A 20,150-nucleotide genomic window follows, 5' to 3' on the forward strand; every position below is an offset into this window, starting at 1 on the left:
CATGGCAGACAATAAACGGGATATAGTGGTGATGACTCCCCAGGAGGGACTGGGCGGTATCCGCATAGCCGATGACGTGGTAGGCGTTATCGCCGGTATGGCGGCAACCGAGGTTCCCGGCGTGGCAGGCATGAGCGGCGGCATCGGCGGCGGCATTGCCGAAATGCTGGGCCGCAAGAACCTGTCCAAGGGTGTCAAGGTAGAGGTGGGCGAAAAGGAAGCCGCCGTAGATCTCTTTGTGATTGTGGAATATGGCGTTCGTATTCCTGACGTGGCGTCCCAAATTCAAATGAATGTAAAACGTGCCATTGAGGGAATGACCGGTCTTTCGGTGGTGGAAGTCAATGTCCATGTACAGGGAGTGGCCTTTGCCAATACCGAAAACAAAGACGAAGAACCTCACCGGGTAAGGTAATCTTAATTTAACAACACTTAAAAGAATCGGAACCAATGTAATGTTGGTTCCGCATTTTATATGTATAACGTAAATATTTTATAGTATGATAGTGATTTTGGTTTATAGTATTATAGCAAAAAGGGAGGGGGATTTGTGAGCCCCTTTGATCGAGGTCTTCTTTTTATTTATACCCTGTTAATGACAGTCTTTTGTTCGCTGTTGCTTTCTATTGTTGCCGGCTGGTGGCAGCAGCCTTTGTACTTCCTGTGGCAAAGCCCCTATGTATATGACCTGCAGCTGTACCTGTCTGTCTTTATCGGATTGCTGCTGCTGGTGGGACTGCGGTTGCTGTGGGTCTCCCTGACCCGGCGTGAGTCCGGCAAAGCGGTTGTCCACGACTATATGCTGGGACAGGTACGCATCTCGTTGCAGGCCATTGAAAACCTGGTGAAAAAGGTGGTTTACCAGATTTCCGGTGTAAAGGAAGTGAAACCCCGTGTGGTCCAGACCCCTGCGGGCATGGGACTGCATATCAGGGCCATTGTGGCGCCGGATATCAGCATTCCGGAAATCAGCCGGGAAATCCAGCACAGGGTTCAGGAGTATATATCGCAAACCACCGGTATTACCGTAAACGATATTAAAATTGTTGTGGACAATATTTCCACCACCCGTCCCCGGGTAGAGTAGGCCCATAGGAGGGAGGGTTTGAGATGATCTACAAATTCATCCAGGACATTTTAGAAAACCACCGGGGAAAAGCCCTGGGCATCACCTTGGGCCTGGTATTTGGTTGGTTTGCCATAAACTATGGGCTTTTTAAAGCTGTTTTTGTAGCCTTATGCGTAATTGTTGGTTATTTTATCGGCAAGGGGGTGGACGAAAGGTTCGATTTTCGGGGAGCCTTTGACCGACTTTTTCGGGACCGTTGGTAACAATTCAGGGAGTGTTTATGTAAATGAGCTATATGGGAAAAACTAGGGACACAATGACTATGACATTAGAGGAGGTCCTAACTTGGGTAGAAGGCAGGCCAGGGAAACTGCGCTGCAGGTTTTATTTCAAATTGATGTAGGGAAAATCGAACCGGACTTTGCCATCAACAATACTGCCAAGGAGTTTGGAGCCGGTCCCCAGGAATTAGAATTTGCACAACAATTAGTTAAGGGCACCCTGGAGCACATAGATGAAATAGACACAATGATCAGCGGGGTTAGCAAAGACTGGCAATTAAGCCGCATGGCCAACGTTGACCGCAACATTATACGGCTGGCCCTTTATGAAATGAAGTTCCGGGATGATATTCCCCCCAGCGTGTCGGTGAACGAAGCGGTGGAATTGGCCAAGGTTTTTGGAGGGGCGGATTCCGGCAGATTCGTTAACGGCATTTTAGGTAAGTTTGTGCGTGACGGCGAAATTGAAGCCGCAGAAACTGCAGCATCGATTAAGAAAGTCTAGAAATATTTACATTAGATACCGGTCCGAAAACTTGGAATGCTATATTATATCTTGTTGTGCTAAACGCTCGAAGAGGAGGAAACCAGGATGTATCAGATCATGTCCAAAAAAACTTTGGCGCCGGCTATCCATGAATATGAAATTCTTGCTCCCAAGGTGGCCAAGAAAGCCAAAGCGGGGCAGTTTATTATCCTGAGAGTAGACGAAAACGGGGAGAGAATTCCCCTTACCATTGCAGACTATAACCGGGAAGCAGGGACCATAACCATAGTATTTGCTGAGGCCGGTTATTCCACCAAAAAATTAGGTAAATTGAACGCCGGTGATGCCGTGCAGGACTTCGTGGGACCCCTGGGTGTTCCTTCTCATGTGGACAAGTTCGGTAAAGTTGTCATGGTTGCCGGTGGTGTCGGGGTGGCTCCGGTCTTTCCCATCGCCAGGGAAATGAAGGCCGCAGGCAATCATGTTGTGGGCATCATGGGCGCTCGCAGCAAAAACCTGATTTTCTGGGAGGAGCGCATGAAGGAAGTATGCCACGAACTGCTGGTAACCACCGATGACGGTTCCTATGTACGCAAGGGCTTTGTGACCGACGTGCTGCGTGAATATATTGAAAAAGAAGGAAAACCCGATCTGGTAATGGCCATTGGTCCCCTGCCCATGATGAGGGCGGTGGCCAACCTGACCAAAGAATATGGAATCAAGACTATGGTCAGTCTGAACTCCATTATGGTGGACGGCACAGGCATGTGCGGCGCCTGCCGGGTAACGGTGGGAGGAGAAACCCGGTTTGTCTGTGTGGACGGCCCCGAATTTGACGGTCATTTAGTTGATTTTGAAGAGCAGTTAATGCGTTCCCGTAAGTATAAAGCCGAAGAACAGCACGCTCTGAACCGGGGCGGTTGTGGCTGTGGTGGAGGAGGTAAATGCCATGGCTAAACAAATCATTCCGAAAAAGCATCCCATGCCCCATCAAGACCCCCAGGTACGGGCAAAAAACTTTGACGAAGTGGCTTTGGGATATACCGAAGAATTAGCAGTGGCCGAAGCCGAGCGCTGTCTTAACTGTAAAAAGCCTTTGTGCAAGCAGGGCTGCCCCGTTGGCGTAGATATTCCGGAGTTTATTGCTCTGGTTAAAGAAAGAAAATTTGATGAAGCAGCCAGAGTGATTAAACGCACCAATGCCCTGCCCGCGGTTTGTGGACGGGTATGTCCCCAGGAAAACCAGTGTGAAAAGTTCTGTGTGGTGGGCAAGAAACACGAGCCCGTGGGCATTGGCCGCCTGGAGCGTTTTGTGGGCGACTACATTATGAATAAAGAAGAAGAGATTGAAAAGTCCGAACCCACCGGTTATAAAGTGGCCATCGTCGGTTCAGGTCCTGCCGGTCTGGCCTGTGCCGCTGACCTGGCGCGCTGGGGCCACAGTGTAACCATATTTGAAGCGCTGCATACCCCCGGCGGTGTTTTGATGTATGGTATCCCCGAGTTCCGCCTGCCCAAGCGGATCGTGCAAAAGGAAATTGAGAACCTGAAAAAGATGGGCGTGGAAATTGAAACCAATGCCATCATCGGTCAAATTGCCTCTTTGGATGAACTGCTGAATGAGGAAGGCTATGATGCCGTTTTCCTGGGCACCGGTGCAGGAACCCCTTACTTTATGAATTTGCCCGGGGAGAACTTAAACGGTGTTTATTCCGCCAACGAATTTTTGACCCGTTCCAATTTGATGAAAGCCTACCGCTTCCCCGTGTCTGACACCCCCATTAAGGTGGGCAAGAAGGTCGCTGTTCTGGGCGGCGGCAACGTAGCCATGGACGCAGCCCGTACTGCCCTTCGTCTGGGCGCCGAGGAAGTTTATATCGTATACCGTCGTTCCCGGGCTGAACTGCCCGCCCGTCTGGAAGAAATTGAACACGCCGAGGAAGAAGGCGTTAAGTTTCTGTTCCTGACCAACCCCACCAGATACATCGGTAACGAAGAAGGTTGGTTGACCGGTCTGGAATGCATTAAGATGGAGCTGGGTGAACCGGATGCCTCCGGCCGCCGGAAACCGATACCCATTGCCGGCTCCGAATTTGTACTTCCCGTGGACATTGCCATCGTGGCCATTGGACAGGGACCGAACCCGCTGCTCACCAAAACCACACCGGATTTGGAAACCAACAAGCGGGGCAACATTGTGGCCGATGAAACCGGTAAAACATCCAAAGAGGGTGTTTACGCCGGGGGTGACGTAGTAACCGGTGCCGCCACCGTAATTAAGGCCATGGGCGCCGGACGGGTAGCCGCCAGGAGCATTCACGAGTATTTAATGGCCAAGGGGCCGAAGAAAAACTAACCAGTGTCTGTCCAGGTGTATCGCTCCTTCAGGGGCGGTACACTTTTGGCTTATGGGTATGTCTTTGGGGTCTGGCCGTCAGCATTCAGCCTTCAGCTTTATATTTTGGGTAATTCTCTTGGGTCTTTTAATAGATTGCTCTTGACAATGCTATTTTTATGCCCCACAATTTGGCTGATGGCTGATGGCTGATGGCTGATGGCTGATGGCTGATGGCTGATGGCTGATGGCTGATGGCTGATGGCTGATGGCTGATGGCTGATGGCTGATGGCTGATGGCTAAAATTATCGCTGAAAGGAATATTGTATGAAAATCCTTTCCGTTTCAGAAGTCACCAAGTACATAAAAGACAAAATCGAAAACGACTTTCTGCTGGCTAATATTTGGGTAAAAGGGGAAATCTCTAACCTTAAAAACCATAGCTCCGGGCATGTTTACCTTACTTTGAAGGACCGGGACGCCTGCCTCAAGGTGGTGATGTTCCGTTCCCGGGCCAAGGGGCTTTTGTTTCGGCCGGAAAACGGCATGTCTGTGGTTATTCGTGGTTATATTTCTGTCTACGAGCGGGACGGCAGCTACCAGCTCTATGCCGAGGGTATGGAACCGGAGGGAATCGGGGCCCTCTATATCGCCTTCGAGCAGCTGAAACAAAAGCTGGCGGCCCGGGGGCTGTTTGACCCGGACAGGAAGCGTCCCATCCCCAGAATTCCCAAGGTGGTGGGGATTATCACCTCCCCCACCGGGGCGGCGGTACAGGATATGCTGAACATTATCCGCCGGCGCTGGCCAAAGGTGCAGATCATCCTGGCGCCGGTTCTGGTACAGGGAGAAGGGGCGCCGGCATCCATCGCCCGGGCCATTGCCCAAATGAACGGCTTGCATAACATAGATGTACTGATTGTGGGTCGGGGCGGCGGCTCTCTGGAGGAATTATGGGCCTTTAATACCGAGGAAGTGGCCCTGGCCATCGCCAATTCACAAATTCCCGTTATTTCAGCGGTGGGCCATGAAACAGACTATACCATTGCGGATATGGTGGCCGATTTACGTGCCCCCACCCCTTCGGCAGCGGCGGAGCTGGTGGTGCCCGATTGCCGGGAAATGGCACGCTACCTGCAGGGGCTGGAACAGAGACTGGTCAAGGGTATGGCCAACGGCCTGGAACGGGCCCGGCAAAGGGTAAAAAATTGTACCGACAGCCAGCCGCTGCGGAGACCTTATCTGATCACCGGCAACCGGCAGCAGACTGTGGACATGCTTACCAGCAACCTGCAGCGGGCAGGTAAACTCTTGCTGGCGGATAAAACAGCTTTGCTGGCCGGCCTGGCGGGGAAACTGCATGTCCTGAGCCCCCTCGCCACCATGGCCCGAGGCTATAGCATTTGTACTACCAGCGAGGGAAAAGTGGTAACCGATGCCGGCAGCCTGGCAATCGGACAGACCGTTCATGTGTTATTAAGTAAAGGGGAAATTGGATGCAAAGTTGAATCCAAGTTCGAGGTTGCATGGGGAGAAAAATAATAGAATAAAGAAGACATTAAATACCCAACCCCAAGGAAGGAGACATCATGGCACAGATACTGGATGGCAAGAAAGTGACGGCGATTCTCAGGGAAGAATTAAATCAGCAAATTGCGGCGCTAAAGGAAAAAGGGACGAAACCCAAACTGGCAGTGCTTCTGGTAGGAGAGGACCCGGCCTCGGTGGCCTATGCCAGATTCCTGGAAAAAGTCAGTGAGAACGCCGGTGTTTGTTTTGAACTGCATCAATTGCCGGCCAATGCCAGTGAACTTTATGTAAAGCTAAAAATAGAGGACCTTAACAATGAACCTTCCGTTCACGGAATCTTAATTATGATGCCCCTGCCGTCTCATATCAACAAGCAGCGGGTCATGGAAGCCGTTTCACCGCTCAAGGATGTGGATGGTTTACACCCCTTCAACCGTGGCCATTTGATCAGCGGAGGTGTCTGCCTGCAGCCCGCCACGCCCATGAGCTGCCTGGAGATTATGAAACGGTCCGGCATCTCCCTGGCGGGTAAACACATGGTGATCGTAGGTCGGGGTGAGACGGTGGGGAAACCACTGGTATTTATGGCCCTGGCCGAACATGCCACCGTAACGGTATGCCACACTCGGACAAAGGATTTAGCTCACCTAACCCGGCAGGCAGATATTCTTGTCTCGGCGGTGGGCAAGCCCGGTTTGATTACGGCGGATATGGTGAAACCCGGAGCGGTGGTGGTGGATGCTGGCATCAGCGAAGTGGATGGCCAGATTACCGGGGACGTGGACTTTGAGCGGGTTAAAGAGGTGGCAGGGGCCATTACCCCTGTACCCGGAGGGGTGGGAAGTTTGACCACCGTTTTGATGCTTAAGAACCTGATCAAAGGTATTCACCTGCAGGAGAAGGCCAGGCAATGGGAGGAAGCGGAGAACTTATGTTAGATTATTTAAACTGGTCGGTGGAAGAATTATTCCAAAAGGCCGCATCGCCTGCCCCGGAGCCCGGTGGCGGCGGGGTCTCTGCCATGACCGGCTGCCTTGGCGCCGGGCTGCTGAGCATGGTGGCCCGTATTACGGTAGGTAAAGAAAAATATAAAGAGTTTATGCAGGAAATAACCGGAATAATAAGTTCCCTGGATAAAAATATGGAAGCCCTCAAATCCCTGGCCCAAAGGGATATGGATGCCTTTAACGGTTTTATGGAGGCGCTGGCTATGCCCAGGCATACCCCGGAAGAAAAGGCCCTGCGGGAACAGAAAAAGCAGCAGGCCGCGCTGCTGTCTGCAGGAGTCCCGCTGGAGATCGCCAGGACTTGCCTGTCCTGCCTGAAGGCAGCCAATGAACTGGCAGCCATTGGTGCCAAGTTGGCCATCAGTGATGTGGGCGTCGGGGCTCACCTGTTGGAGGCGTCCCTCAAGGGGGCCCTCATGATGGTGGACGACAACCTTGGTTACATAAACGACATGGAAAAAGTTAAGAAATTAATTGAAGAAAAAGAACAACTGACGCTGGAGGCTGAGGAAGTCTACAGGAGTACCCTGGAAAGGGTTCGGGCACGAATGAAAGAGTAACGGGGGTGTACAATGGAGGTCGAAAAACTTAGCTTTGAACAGGCGCTGGGTAGATTGGAAGAAGTTGTGAGGGAATTGGAATCAAATCAACTTCTCCTTGACCGGGCTCTGGAATTGTTTGCGGAGGGAATCACCCTGTCCAAGTATTGCAACAGTTGTTTGGAACAGGCCGAACAAAAAATCAGCATGCTTATGGCAGACGGTGAATTGAAAGAAGCTCCCTCTGTTTGTCAGGGAGGTAATCGCTAGTGTCTTTTCACGAAGAATTAAAACAATGGTCCCGGCAGGTAGATGATGCTTTAAATGATTACCTTCCGCCGGCGGATGCCTATCCGGCCACCATACACGAGGCCATGCGCTACAGTGTTTTTGCGGGAGGGAAAAGGTTACGACCCATTCTGGTTTTGGCAGCGGCAAAGGCTGTGGGGGGCAGTACAGATAAGGTCATGCCGGTGGCCTGTGCCCTGGAACTGATTCATACCTATTCCCTGGTGCATGATGATCTGCCGGCCATGGATAATGATGATTTTCGGCGGGGACGTCCCACCAGCCACAAGGTGTACGGGGAAGCCATGGCCATTCTGACGGGGGATGCACTGCTTACCATAGCCTTTGAACTGATTGCCCGCTGCGGGGAACAGTGCCCTGCGGAGGCAGTGAACCGGGTCACCCTGGAAATTGCTCAGGCCGCAGGGTCCCGCGGCTTGATCGGCGGCCAGGTGGTGGATCTTCTTTCCGAAAATAAGCAAATTGAGGCCCCTGTGCTGGAATACATCCACCGCCATAAAACCGGCGCTCTTTTCAGAGCCGCCGTCAGAGCGGGCGCCATTCTCGGAGGAGCCACCGCCGTTCAATTGGAGGCGCTGACCACCTATGCGGAGCAAATGGGTTTAGCCTTTCAGATTAAAGATGATTTATTGGATATCGAGGGAGACGAGACAAAAATCGGCAAGCCGGTGGGAAGCGATGTAAAAAACAAAAAAGTTACCTACCCGTCCCTTTACGGCCTGGAAAAGGCCAGGGAGATGGCCGCTGCCGCTGCCCGGGAAGCCACAGAAGCATTAAAAATTTTTGGTGCAGAAGCGGAATTTTTAAGATCGATGATGCATTTTATTATCAATAGAGATCACTAAAAGATAGCTATAGCAAGCCAGAGCTATAGCGTATATGATTAAAAGAGTTTTCGTTGTAAAAACCGGCTGTCATTGTATTGGCCGGTCCGGTTTAGTTTGAAAGCACATTTGAGGCAAAGGCTGCAGCATGTTATAATTCATAGCGTGCAAAAGACATACTTAAAAAATAAGTGATGCAGTATCCTAGTCAGCATCACCTTTCTGAAGGCGGGCCTAAAAATCCGTCAAGGGCACATCGATGAAGTTCCTGGTGCTGGCTTCCGACGCCCAGTTGGGGGCTGGTACTGGGAGTTAAGGGGATGGGGCGACCTGCAACGGCATGTGGGCATCGACCCCGTCCCCGTGGAGACCCAAGTGCGTGGGGAGTCGGCAACGACGAACTATGGCTTGGTTGTTAACCTGCATGTGGTAGGAAGCTGCGTGCAGCGTAGCCTGACTTGAAGTGGCACTGGTGAATTCCCCTGGTACAACGGCAGCATACGGGCCCGTAGGCCGCTGTTGTGGGATGAAACTTTTGCTGCAAAAGAGTCTAAGAAAGACTGATGCTGTTGAGGAAAACTCCTAGGCTGTCCGGTAGCACGCCGGGGCAGGTCAGGGATTAAAGTGTGGACTAAGTGGTAATCTAGCCCTGAGAGCGGTGACGCCTCAGATAGGGTTTAATGGGAAACCGCCGGTTTGGCGACAGCCGGTACCGCTATGGGAAAACCTGCTGGACCTAAGCCACAACGTTTACCTGATCTGCTACCACTTATTCAATTTACATACTCACATGAGGTGAACTTTTTGGGTAATCATAAATCAAATGTTTCAAGGGGCTATCTTCTTTTTGTATCCGTTGGATCTTTCCTTCTGGCGGTTATTTTTTCTCTCCTGTCTGAAACCATGACCAGGAGTGTAAAAAGTGTACTTATATCCTTGGCAGGTTTATTGATTATTATACTTATCGGGATCCTGGCTGATATTATCGGAACAGCTGTTACGGCTGCCCAGGAAGCACCTTTTCATGCCAAAGCGGCCAAACGTGTACGCGGGGCAAAGGAAGGTGTTTTTTTGTTACGCAACGCCGGTAAGGTTGCCAATATATGCAACGATGTCATTGGCGATATCGTCGGTACAGTGAGCGGCGCTTTAGGGATCTCAATTGTGGTTAAAATAGTTAGTAACAACCCGGGCACCGATGCCTTTTGGACCAATATCATCATGACGGCGTTGATTGCTTCCATGACGATTTCAGGTAAAGCATTGGGAAAAACACTGGCGTTAACCAGGGCAAATGATGTAATATTCTTGGTAGGGAAGCTTTTGGCTTACTGGCAGAAACTTACCGGTAAAAACCTGGGAAAAAAGAATCGTCCCAGATCTTAAAAAGAGGGTGGACAAGGTTTGACCTCATTATTAAAAAACATTTACAGTCCTCAGGACTTACAGAATTTAAGTCTGAAACAACTGGAAAGTTTAGCGGGGGAAATAAGGGAAAGGATTATTAACACCGTGGCGGTGACCGGCGGTCACCTGGCGCCCAACCTGGGCGTGGTGGAACTCACCCTGGCCCTGCACCGGGTCTTTAACTCCGCCGTGGACCGGATCATCTGGGACGTGGGTCACCAGAGTTATGTGCACAAACTGCTGACCGGCCGCCAGGCTCGGTTTGCCACCCTGCGGCAGTATGGCGGCATCAGCGGTTTTCCCAAGCCGGAGGAAAGCATCCATGATGCCTTTGCCACCGGCCACAGCAGCACCTCCATTTCTGCTGCCCTGGGGATGGCTTTGGCCAGAGACTTGAATGGAGAACAATATTCCGTGGTGGCTGTCATCGGCGATGGTTCCATGACCGGCGGCATGGCCTTTGAGGCCATGAATCATGCCGGTCATTTAAAAACCAATATAATCGTGGTCTTAAATGATAACGAAATGTCCATTGCGCCCAACGTGGGTGCTTTATCCGGCTATTTAAGCCGGTTGAGAACAGACCCCAAGTATTCAAAGGGTAAAGACGAGATTGCCGAACTACTGCAAAAATTTCCCCACGGTAACAAACTCCTGAAAGTCGTAGACAGGCTGAAGGACAGTTTGAAGTACCTGGTGGTGCCAGGGATGCTGTTTGAGGAACTGGGCTTTACCTATCTGGGGCCGGTGGACGGCCATGACATCAAGGCCATGATCACCATGCTCCAGCAGGCCAGGGCCGTCAGTGGGCCGGTTATGGTTCATGTGCTGACCCGCAAGGGCAAAGGGTATCAGCCGGCTGAGGAAAATCCCGACCGGTTCCATGGCGTGGGCCCCTTTGATGTGTCCACAGGAGCTGTGAAAAAATCCGGCGGGGCGCCCAGCTATACCGAGGTATTTGGCAAAACACTGGTTAAACTGGCTAAAGAGGATAACAAGATCATCGGGATTACCGCTGCCATGCCCAGTGGTACAGGATTAAACGCTTTTGCCAGGGAATTTCCCAAGCGGTATTTTGATGTGGGAATCGCAGAACAGCATGCTGTTACCATGGCGGCAGGTATGGCCATGGCAGGGTACCGTCCTGTGGCAGCCATTTACTCAACCTTTTTGCAGCGTGCTTACGACCAGGTCTTACATGATGTATGCCTGCAAAACCTGCCGGTGACCTTTGCTCTGGACAGGGGCGGTTTGGTGGGCGATGACGGTCCCACGCACCACGGAGTGTTTGATATTGCTTATTTACGCCACATACCAAACATTGTTATTATGTCTCCCAAGGATGAAAATGAACTGCAGCATATGCTGAAAACCGCTGTCAACCACAGCGGACCGGTGGCGGTCAGGTACCCCCGGGGCCAGGGAGTAGGGGTCCCCATGGATGAAGAAATGCAACGCCTGCCCATCGGAAAGGGTGAAGTCCTGCGCGAGGGAAACGACATTTTACTGATTGCCATTGGCAACATGGTGTCAGAGGCTATGAAAGCTGCGGAAAAACTCAGCGTCCAGGGGATTGAAGCTGCGGTGATCAACGCCCGCTATGTAAAACCGCTGGATGAAGAACTGATTTTGGATTATGCCGGCAGGATAAAAAATGTCATAACCATCGAAGAACATGTTCTCATGGGTGGTTTTGGCAGCGCGGTGGTGGAACTGTTGGAGGCCACCGGGCAGACGGATATTAAAGTGAAGCGAATCGGTCTTCCTGACGAATTTGTGGAGCACGGCAAACAAGATATTCTCAGGGCCAATTACGGGCTGACAGCCGAAGGCATTATTGAAACAGTTTTGGCATGGGGGAAAGACGTCAAGAAAGTCCGTAAGTTGAAAGCTATCCGGGCTAGAGGCTAGGTGTTTTGGCCTTTAGCATTTGGCCTTTGGCTGTTGGCTTTTGGTTTTTGGCCAATGGCTAATGGTCAATAGCTAATAGTCAATAACTAATAGCCCGTGCTTTAGATAACCTATATAACAAAACCATAACCATGGTTCTACTCCAACCAACCACTGGAGGCTATTCAATTGGCTGTTACTAAAGAACGTCTGGATGTTTATCTTGTGAACAACGGTTTTTTTTCCAGCCGGGAGAAGGCCCGCGCCGCGGTAATGGCCGGGCTTGTTTTTGTTGACGGGGTCAAGGTGGATAAACCCGGCCACCCGGTAAAAGCGGAATCCCATGTACAGGTGCAGGGAAACCCGCTCCCCTATGTAAGCCGGGGTGGGTTAAAGCTGGAAAAGGCCATCAAAGTATTTGGCATTGATTTAAAGGATAGGGTCGTCATCGACATTGGGGCCTCCACCGGGGGGTTTACGGATTGCGCGCTGCAAAACGGGGCCAGGCTGGTCTATGCCGTTGATGTGGGTTACGGACAGCTGGCCTGGAAACTCCGTTCTGATCCCCGGGTGGTTTCCCTGGAACGGACAAACATCCGGTATTTGGAACCGGGGGCCCTGACGGAAGTCCCCTCCTTTGCCACCATTGATGTTTCCTTTATTTCCTTATCCCTGGTGTTGCCCCGGGTGGACCTTCTGACCCGGCCGGAGGCGGCAGGAATCGCTTTGATTAAACCCCAGTTTGAAGCGGGGAAAGAAAAGGTAGGTAAAAAGGGCGTAGTCCGTGACCCGGAAGTCCATGTGGATGTCATCAATAAAATCTTAACCGTGGTGGACAGTCTTGGCTGGCAGGTGGGCGGCTTGGATTTTTCCCCCATCCGTGGCCCCGAAGGAAACATTGAATACCTGCTGTACTTTTTGAAAGGGCATGGGACAGCAGGAGTTGTGCCGGAGGTAAGTGAAGTAGTTGAAAAAACGCACTCGACTTTGGGGTAGGATTTATTAGTCTGGGCTAGGGGGTATTTCTTTGGGGTCTTGTCTGGGCTAGGGGATATTCCTCTGGGGTCCTGTTTTAAGTGTATGGTAGTCAATACAGGACCCAAAAGAAATACCCATTAGCCCAGACAGGACCCCAAAGGAATACCTTTTAGCCAGAGGTGGTGGTGTTTTCCATGCTCCCCGGTGACCTTCTCATTGTAGGCATTATCATTGGTGCAATTTTAATTTATAATATGATTAAAATGGGACAGTCCTATGCCGCCAGGCGACGGGTGTTGAAGGCCGGCAAAGCGGAGGCGGCGGCCAGAAGGTTTCTTGAGTCAGAGGGATATACGATTCTGGCTGTCCAGGAGAGAGTTCCCATTGTAACCAAAATAAACGGGAAACCACATAAAAGCCATATCCAGGCTGACCTGATTGTGCAAAAGGGTAATAAAGTATTTGTGGTGGACGTGAAAACCGGTGAAGTGGCCCAAAAACCGGCTGCGCCGGAAAACCGGAGGCAGTTGTTGGAGTATTTTCTGGTGTACCGCCCTGACGGGGTGCTGGTGCTTGACATGGACAATCAAAAAATCTATCGCATGGAGTTTCAGATCAAGTTCCCATCCTCCAGGGGTCTAAACCCGCTTCCCTATATCCTCTCATTTTGTGCAGGGATTATTGTGACTCTACTACTGATTAAAGGAGGAACGTTCAGTTGAACACCATTGGACTGGTGGTCAACAGCAATAAAGGTGATGTATCAGACCCTGTCGGCAAAGTGGTTTCCTGGCTAACGGAACAAAACATCAGAGTGTTATTTAACCAGGAAAGTGCAGCTTTGTTAGGACGCCGGGGAGAAGGAATGTCTACCAGGAACTTGGCGGAAAAATGCGACTGTATTATGGTTTGGGGCGGAGACGGTACCCTGCTGAACTGTGCCCGGCAAACCGCGTCAACCGGCACACCCATATTCGGCGTCAACCTGGGGCGTCTGGGTTTCTTGACAGAAATTGATATTCCTGATCTCAGAGAAAAGATGCAAGCCTTAATTGCCGGCCATTATTACATAGAAGAAAGAATGATGCTGGAAGCTGCCGTTATACGGGACGGAGAGATTATTGACAACTCCGTATGTTTAAATGATGCCGTGGTGTCAAAGGGAGCCTCCTTCCGAATGGTTCGCCTGAACATTAAGGTGAATGAGGAGTTTGTAGGAGAATTTTCGGCTGACGGGGTCATTATAGCCAGCCCCACCGGTTCCACAGCCTATTCCCTCTCGGCAGGCGGGCCCATCGTATCACCGGAAGTCCATGTTATGTTAATTACGCCCATCAGCCCCCATTCTCTCTCCAACCGCCCCATCGTCATCTCACCGGACAGCGAGGTAGAGATTCAGGTCTTGCCCTGTGTAGACGATGTGAGGTTAAATCTGGACGGGCAATACGGTTTTCCCTTAAAGGCAGGCGACAGGGTGCTGGTGAAAAAAGCGCCGGTGAAGGCCCGCTTTTTAAAAATTCAAAAGACCGGGTTTTATGAAGTCTTAAGGGAAAAATTAAAGGAGTGGCAGAGCGGTCTTGATTAACTGGTTTACGGCAGCCAAACTGGGACATCATTTTCTCTCGGAAATCCTACAAAAGGGGCACAGTGCCGTTGACGGAACAATGGGAAACGGCCATGATACCTTGATGCTGGCTCAACTGGTTGGTCCACAGGGGAAGGTGTATGCCTTTGATATTCAGGACCAGGCTTTGGAAAACACCAGGCAGCGGTTAGCTTCGGCAGGCGTACTGGATGAACGGGTTAAGTTGATCCGGGACGGCCACCAGAATATAAAAAAATATATCGATCATTCTATACAGGGGGCCATCTTTAATTTAGGGTATCTACCCGGAGGCAATCATGAAATCATAACGCAGGGCAGCACCACGCTGCCAGCCATTGAACATACCCTGGAACTGCTGGCTGCCGGCGGGCGGCTGGTGATTGTCCTTTACCCGGGTCACCCCGGGGGACAGGAAGAGAAGGAGGCCGTGGAAGCATTGGCTTCTCAGTTGGATTCTCTCAAATTCAAGGTTTTGAAACTAAATTTACTCAACCGGCCACCCTCAGCACCGGGAGTACTTTTGATAGAGAAGGCGGGGGATTAAGTGTGAAGACACAACGCCAGGCAAAAATATTGGAATTAGTCCGCGAAAGAACCATTGAGACCCAGGAAGAATTGGCGGCTGCATTGCGGGCGGAGGGGTTTGAGGTAACCCAGGCCACGGTGTCCAGGGACATTAAGGAACTAAGTCTGATCAAAATACCTGGTGAAAACAATACTTCTTACTATGCTTCTCCGGATGAACCCATGATGCGCCGTGGCAACGAAGACAGATTAAGACGCTTGGTTCGCATGTCTTTGAGCGATATTAATTCCAGCGAGAACTTGATCATTATTAAAACCCCCCCCGGCGAAGCCCAGGGCATGGCTTCCGCCATTGACCATGCCCACTGGCCGGAGATTATCGGCACGGTGGCCGGGGATGATACCATCTTGATTATTACCAAACCCAAAGAGGCCACGCCTCAGGTTGTGCAGCGATTCCTGGAATTGGCAAGGGGGTAAGCCTGTGCTCCGTTCGTTATATATAAGAAATTTTGCCCTCATCGATGATGTTGAGGTGAATTTTGACAAAGGTCTAACGATTGTCACGGGGGAAACCGGTGCGGGCAAATCCATGCTCATTGACGCCCTGCAGGTGGCTCTGGGAAGCCGGGCTTCAGCAGATTTTATCCGGTCCGGCAGGGAGAAGGCCACCGTTCAGGCCACCTTTGATGTTTCTAAGCTAACCTGGATGAAGAAGCGAATGGAAGAACTGGGAGTGGACTGCGAAGAAGACGGGCTGCTGTTTTTTTCCAGGGAGCTAAGCCACAGCGGCAAAAATACCTGCCGTATTAACGGGCGCCCGGTGAACCTGAGCCTTTATCGAGAAATAGGCAGCGGCTTAGTCGATATGCTGGGCCAGCATGAGCAACAAACTCTCCTTGATCAGGACAGGCACCGCTGGCTGTTGGACAAACTGGGCGGACCTGAATTGTTGGACCAGGCCGTAAAAGTTAAAGAAATTTATACCCGCTGGAGGAACACCTCTTCTGAGTTAAAGGACCTGGAGACCAGTGCCCGGGAGTTGGCCCGGCGCATGGATATGCTTTCTTTTCAAGTGCAGGAAATCACCAAAGCTCAATTGGCAGAGGACGAGGAAGACGAGCTTATCAACGAGCGGCGGCTTCTCATGAATTCCGAAAAAATTTCCCGTCTGGCAGGAGAAGCCTATGATTACCTTTACGGGGGAGAAACCGGTGTAACCCCGGCAATTGAGTCGGTAGGGAAGGCCCTGGCGTCCCTCAGAGAACTGGCGGAGATTGACTCCGACCTGGCGGGGCTGGTAGAGGTATTGGAGACCGCTCTTTACCAGATGGAGGATGCTGCCAGAGAGGTTTCTTCCTACCGGGACAACGTGGAGTACAACCCCGAGCGTCTTAACCAAATTGAGCATCGTCTTTCCTTAATCAAACAATTGAAATACAAATACGGTTCCACTGTCAAGGAAATACTGGAGTACAAGGATGCTGCCGTTGCCGAACTGAACACCCTGAACAACCGTACAGAAAAAGCAGAGGAATTAAAGGCAGCCATCAAGGATCTGGAGCAAGAATGGCGCCGGGAAGCAAAAGTTCTGACCAAACTTCGCCAGAAAGCGGCCAATCAGTTGGAAGAAAAGGCCGCAAAAGAGCTAAGGTATTTGGAAATGGGTGGCATAGAATTCAGGGTAAGTCTAACCCCTACAGAGGAAGTTTCGGCCCGGGGAATGGAGGACATTGAATTTCTGATCGCTCCCAACCCGGGGGAACCGCTGCGACCCCTGCAGAAGATTGCCTCGGGAGGGGAACTTTCCAGGATCATGCTGGCTCTCAAGGTGCTGTTGTCCGGCGTTGATGAAGTGCCAACCCTGATCTTTGATGAAATAGATACAGGCGTTGGCGGCAAGGCCCTGCAGGCTATCGGGGAAAAATTGGCCCAGGTTGGGCGTCACCGGCAGGTCATTTGTGTAACCCACGGGCCCCAGGTAGCATGTTTTGCGGACACTCATTATTTAATCAGTAAAAAAGTTGTCAACGGACATACTCAAACGTCGGTGGAGTGTTTAGACCAGACCGGAAGAGTGGAGGAATTGGCCAGAATGCTGGCCGGTCGGGAAATTACCGGTGTAGTAAAAGACCATGCTCTGCAAATGCTTAAAATGTCCGCTGCTTACAAAAAATAAAAATAATTCAGAGTGTTGACAAAGTCCGCGCAGGCAGCCTGGCAATTGAGAGGTTAGAAGTGAGATGTTGGAAGTGAGAAAGACCTCCAACCTCTAACTTCTCACATCTCACCTCTTACTTGCCCGCTTCGCTTTTGGAATAGCCAGGCTGCCTGCTTACTCTTAGTGGTTTGTCTACAGCCTGAATAATTTTAGGGTTTTTAACGACTGTGAAAGAAAGTCGTTTTTTTTTGTCCTTTTTATTGTAAGAAAATTAACATACCGGAAGCCCGCTTTTTTAAAAAAACAAAATCGGAAAAGGAAACAAAACTTACAAAATGGCTCTCAACAAGCAAAGACTCTGAATTCGGCAATTTCAGGCAGAAATAGCATGAGTAAAAGCATTTTTATAAGGTTATCTTAAGGTTACTAAGATTTAATTTGGATTTTGCCGCATTACTTAATTTTCGTTGTTTCAATTAGAATTAGGAGGTGATTATAAAACTTTATTAAATTAAAAAGGAGGGGCTGTATTTGGACTACCGGAAAAATAAAACGCCGCTGTTTTTTATGGTGGTCATATTCTTGGGCCTTTGTTTACAGCTACCGTTCCAAACCTTAAAAAAGTTACCTGTACACCAGAGAGTTTCGGTGGGAGAAAAATTAGATTTTGATCTTAGATTGCCCAAGTTTCTGGCACATAATTTTGAGTTTACCATTGACGGTGTAAAACCCTCAACATTTTATTTGGGAGATACTACACCGGTGGCAGCAACCCCGGGGGAATTGGAAGTAAAAGTCAAGTTATTTGGCTTAATCCCGCTCAGATACATGACGGTCAGTGTGGTGCCCGAAGTAAGGGTAATTCCCGGTGGCCAGGCCATTGGAGTGTTGGTGGAGTCAGAGGGAGTTATGGTGGTGGGCAGGTCAGCCGTTGTAGATGAAAAGGGCGTCAGGCATAACCCGGCTGCGGAAGCAGGGGTAGAACTGGGAGATGTACTGATCAAAGTAAACGGTGAGAAAGTAGAGACGGAAAGCCAGGTCAGGGATTTGATCAACAAATTAGGTCAAGACGGAAAACCCTTGAATATGGAATTTAAAGACCGGCATTCACAGGAAATTTATAAAACCATTATTAAACCGATTTACTGCAGCGAAACCAAGCGTTACCGAATAGGTCTGTTTGTTAGGGACAGTACTGCCGGTGTGGGTACCATGACTTTTTACGACCCGCAGACAAGGGCCTATGGAGCCTTAGGACATATTATCAGTGATATAGACACCTGCCAGCCCATCAATTTGAACAGGGGAAAAATTATCGGCGCCCGCATTGAAGGAATAAGAATGGGGAAAAAAGGTCAGCCCGGTGAAAAATTGGGTGTATTTCGGGGAGAAGATGATATTTCCGGCAATATAATAAAAAACACAAACTGTGGGATCTTCGGAAAACTAACAAAAGAACCAAACAATACCTACGAAAAGGAAACCATACCGGTGGCCATGGCCCAGGAAGTGAAGGAAGGGCCTGCTGAAATTTATACAGTGCTGCAGGGAGACAAAATTGAAAAGTTTGCAATAGAAATTCAGCAAGTACATCCCCAGGGAAGATCAGAGGGAAAGGGCATGATTATAAAAATCGTCGATCCTAAATTACTGCAAAAAACCGGGGGAATCGTTCAGGGCATGTCAGGAAGCCCCATAATTCAGAATGGAAAACTGGTGGGTGCCGTAACACATGTTTTTGTCAATGATCCCTCCAGAGGTTACGGTGTATTTGCGGAATGGATGTTGTATGATTCCGGAACTCTCCCGAAACAATTGAGCGGGAGAAATTGCGAAAAATTGACTCTATTAGAAATATCGCCTGCTAAGTTAGCCAAAATTTAAAATAATAGCCCAAAATGTGTCGAATTGAATCAATTTAACCATTTTGGTAAATTTTACGTTTTCAAGAAGGAGATTAAACCCCGCCTGTCGAATGACTTAAAGCATTAAAATCATTTTCCATTTTATGGAAAAATAAAGAGAAAAAATAGGAGGCGGGGTCTTACATTATGATTAGAAAGGCTATTAAGGTGTTAATTGCTGATGATAACAGAGAATTCTGTGAACTGTTGAAGGAATTTATCAATCAGCAGGATGATTTTGTATTGGTGGGCATTGCCAATAATGGTTTGGAAGCCCTGGAAATAATCAATCAACAGGCTCCGGATGTTATGGTGCTTGATATTATTATGCCTCACCTGGATGGTATAGGGGTGTTGGAGAAAATATCAACCGGCGCGGTGGGCCATAAACCCAAGGTTATTATGCTTACCGCCTTTGGCCAGGAAAATGTCACTGCCCGGGCCGTAGAACTGGGAGCTGATTATTATATTTTGAAACCCTTTGATTTTTCAGTCCTGGCAACCCGCATACGTCAGCTGGCAGACGGGGTGGCCGTTTCTCAATATATCTCCACCACGAAACCTCGCAATTTAGACGTTGCAGTTACCAACATCATCCATGAAATGGGAGTTCCTGCTCACATAAAAGGTTATCATTACTTAAGAGAAGCAATTCTTTGTGTTATAAATGAAGTCAACCTGCTGGGCGCCGTTACCAAAGAACTTTATCCGATGATTGCTCAAAAATATCAGACAACCCCCAGTCGTGTAGAACGAGCTATCAGACATGCCATTGAGTTGGCCTGGGATCGCGGCAATATCGAGATGATGACCAAATTTTTTGGTTACACCATCAACCTGGAACGGGGCAAACCCACCAACAGCGAGTTTATTGCCATGGTGGCGGACAAATTGAGAATTGAAAGTAAAGTAAGTTAATATTGCAAAAGGAGAGTAGCTTGATCTACTCTCCTATCTCAATATTTTGAGTAATACCTGCGTTTATCTCTTGATAACGCAGTTTTTCATATTTTGAAAGCCAATAAACCTTTCTACAAATACCCTAATATGTTTATTTTTGGAATGATATGGTGGTGTTACTTAAACCCATAGCATGGGCAGTTTTGTAGACTATGGTTCAGCCCACCGGTGTCTGATTTTCTCCGTTACACAACCCTATCATTTCTCCCGGAGTATTCCCTGGCGGGATCTCTACATTCCTTCGTTCGGCTTACCGGAGCCAGTGTGGCTTTATGTCTTTTTTGCGGGGTCAACCAATTGTTGCCCTGATGGAGGTGAACGTGCTCACTCGCTTACT

The 20,150-nt window shown here is 49.7% G+C and carries 21 protein-coding genes; all 21 read left to right on the top strand.

Annotated features, from left to right (window positions below; translation table 11 throughout):
* The first annotated feature begins 1 nt into the window (after position 1).
* The 21 genes from BUB67_RS03980 (at position 2) to spo0A (ending at position 19,771) form a co-directional block, all read left to right on the top strand.
* Positions 2–415, top strand: a complete 414-nt coding sequence (locus BUB67_RS03980) for an Asp23/Gls24 family envelope stress response protein (protein WP_073236113.1) — start codon at positions 2–4, stop codon at positions 413–415.
* A gap of 135 nt (positions 416–550) precedes the next feature.
* Positions 551–1,087, top strand: coding sequence for an alkaline shock response membrane anchor protein AmaP (amaP, locus tag BUB67_RS03985; RefSeq protein ID WP_073236116.1), 537 nt, complete (start codon positions 551–553; stop codon positions 1,085–1,087).
* A 23-nt stretch (positions 1,088–1,110) separates the two neighbouring features.
* A complete protein-coding gene (locus tag BUB67_RS03990; RefSeq protein ID WP_073236119.1) occupies positions 1,111–1,332 on the top strand; it encodes a DUF2273 domain-containing protein in 222 nt (73 codons plus the stop codon).
* Positions 1,333–1,414: 82 nt separating this feature from the next.
* Entirely contained in the window at positions 1,415–1,855 is a 441-nt protein-coding gene (nusB, locus tag BUB67_RS03995; protein ID WP_073236123.1) for a transcription antitermination factor NusB, read from the top strand.
* Positions 1,856–1,942: 87 nt separating this feature from the next.
* The gene (locus BUB67_RS04000) at positions 1,943–2,794 is read left to right on the top strand and encodes a sulfide/dihydroorotate dehydrogenase-like FAD/NAD-binding protein (RefSeq protein ID WP_073236126.1); all 852 of its coding nucleotides are present in this window, start codon (positions 1,943–1,945) and stop codon (positions 2,792–2,794) included.
* Positions 2,787–4,193 (top strand): NADPH-dependent glutamate synthase, encoded by a 1,407-nt coding sequence (gene gltA, locus BUB67_RS04005; RefSeq protein ID WP_073236129.1) that lies wholly within the window; start codon positions 2,787–2,789, stop codon positions 4,191–4,193. The genes BUB67_RS04000 and gltA overlap by 8 nt, the downstream gene beginning before the upstream one ends.
* 307 nt (positions 4,194–4,500) lie before the next feature.
* Complete coding sequence (gene xseA, locus BUB67_RS04010) at positions 4,501–5,715, top strand: exodeoxyribonuclease VII large subunit (RefSeq protein WP_073236132.1); 1,215 nt, start codon at positions 4,501–4,503, stop codon at positions 5,713–5,715.
* Between the two features lie 47 nt (positions 5,716–5,762).
* The gene (locus tag BUB67_RS04015) at positions 5,763–6,641 is read left to right on the top strand and encodes a bifunctional 5,10-methylenetetrahydrofolate dehydrogenase/5,10-methenyltetrahydrofolate cyclohydrolase (RefSeq protein WP_073236134.1); all 879 of its coding nucleotides are present in this window, start codon (positions 5,763–5,765) and stop codon (positions 6,639–6,641) included.
* Positions 6,635–7,270: a cyclodeaminase/cyclohydrolase family protein gene (locus BUB67_RS04020; RefSeq protein ID WP_073236137.1), complete on the top strand. Its 636-nt coding sequence runs from the start codon at positions 6,635–6,637 to the stop codon at positions 7,268–7,270. The genes BUB67_RS04015 and BUB67_RS04020 overlap by 7 nt, the downstream gene beginning before the upstream one ends.
* Before the next feature lie 12 nt (positions 7,271–7,282).
* Positions 7,283–7,519, top strand: coding sequence for an exodeoxyribonuclease VII small subunit (gene xseB, locus BUB67_RS04025; protein WP_073236140.1), 237 nt, complete (start codon positions 7,283–7,285; stop codon positions 7,517–7,519).
* Positions 7,519–8,403 (top strand): polyprenyl synthetase family protein, encoded by an 885-nt coding sequence (locus BUB67_RS04030; RefSeq protein ID WP_073236142.1) that lies wholly within the window; start codon positions 7,519–7,521, stop codon positions 8,401–8,403. Before xseB ends, BUB67_RS04030 begins: the two co-directional genes overlap by 1 nt.
* A gap of 783 nt (positions 8,404–9,186) precedes the next feature.
* Positions 9,187–9,768, top strand: coding sequence for a hypothetical protein (locus BUB67_RS04035; protein WP_073236144.1), 582 nt, complete (start codon positions 9,187–9,189; stop codon positions 9,766–9,768).
* 18 nt (positions 9,769–9,786) lie between these two features.
* Entirely contained in the window at positions 9,787–11,700 is a 1,914-nt protein-coding gene (dxs, locus tag BUB67_RS04040; RefSeq protein ID WP_073236146.1) for a 1-deoxy-D-xylulose-5-phosphate synthase, read from the top strand.
* 168 nt (positions 11,701–11,868) lie between these two features.
* Positions 11,869–12,675, top strand: a complete 807-nt coding sequence (locus BUB67_RS04045; protein WP_073236149.1) for a TlyA family RNA methyltransferase — start codon at positions 11,869–11,871, stop codon at positions 12,673–12,675.
* Positions 12,676–12,851: 176 nt separating this feature from the next.
* Positions 12,852–13,379 carry a PDDEXK family nuclease gene (locus tag BUB67_RS04050; RefSeq protein WP_073236152.1) on the top strand — a complete coding sequence of 176 codons (528 nt, stop codon included), beginning with the start codon at positions 12,852–12,854 and terminating at the stop codon, positions 13,377–13,379.
* Positions 13,376–14,242: an NAD(+)/NADH kinase gene (locus tag BUB67_RS04055; RefSeq protein WP_073236155.1), complete on the top strand. Its 867-nt coding sequence runs from the start codon at positions 13,376–13,378 to the stop codon at positions 14,240–14,242. The genes BUB67_RS04050 and BUB67_RS04055 overlap by 4 nt, the downstream gene beginning before the upstream one ends.
* On the top strand, positions 14,235–14,807 hold the full coding sequence (gene mnmM, locus BUB67_RS04060; RefSeq protein ID WP_073236158.1) for a tRNA 5-(aminomethyl)-2-thiouridylate-methyltransferase MnmM: 573 nt from the start codon (positions 14,235–14,237) through the stop codon (positions 14,805–14,807). Before BUB67_RS04055 ends, mnmM begins: the two co-directional genes overlap by 8 nt.
* Before the next feature lie 2 nt (positions 14,808–14,809).
* Positions 14,810–15,268, top strand: a complete 459-nt coding sequence (gene argR, locus BUB67_RS04065; protein WP_073236161.1) for an arginine repressor — start codon at positions 14,810–14,812, stop codon at positions 15,266–15,268.
* Positions 15,269–15,272: 4 nt separating this feature from the next.
* Positions 15,273–16,967, top strand: coding sequence for a DNA repair protein RecN (gene recN / locus BUB67_RS04070; protein WP_073236164.1), 1,695 nt, complete (start codon positions 15,273–15,275; stop codon positions 16,965–16,967).
* Positions 16,968–17,480: 513 nt separating this feature from the next.
* The gene (gene spoIVB / locus BUB67_RS04075) at positions 17,481–18,833 is read left to right on the top strand and encodes a SpoIVB peptidase (RefSeq protein ID WP_073236167.1); all 1,353 of its coding nucleotides are present in this window, start codon (positions 17,481–17,483) and stop codon (positions 18,831–18,833) included.
* A 167-nt stretch (positions 18,834–19,000) separates the two neighbouring features.
* Positions 19,001–19,771, top strand: a complete 771-nt coding sequence (spo0A, locus tag BUB67_RS04080) for a sporulation transcription factor Spo0A (protein ID WP_073236170.1) — start codon at positions 19,001–19,003, stop codon at positions 19,769–19,771.
* The last annotated feature ends 379 nt before the right edge of the window (positions 19,772–20,150 follow it).

The sequence above is a fragment of the Desulforamulus putei DSM 12395 genome (assembly GCF_900129195.1).
GTDB classification, from domain to species: domain Bacteria; phylum Bacillota; class Desulfotomaculia; order Desulfotomaculales; family Desulfotomaculaceae; genus Desulfotomaculum; species Desulfotomaculum putei.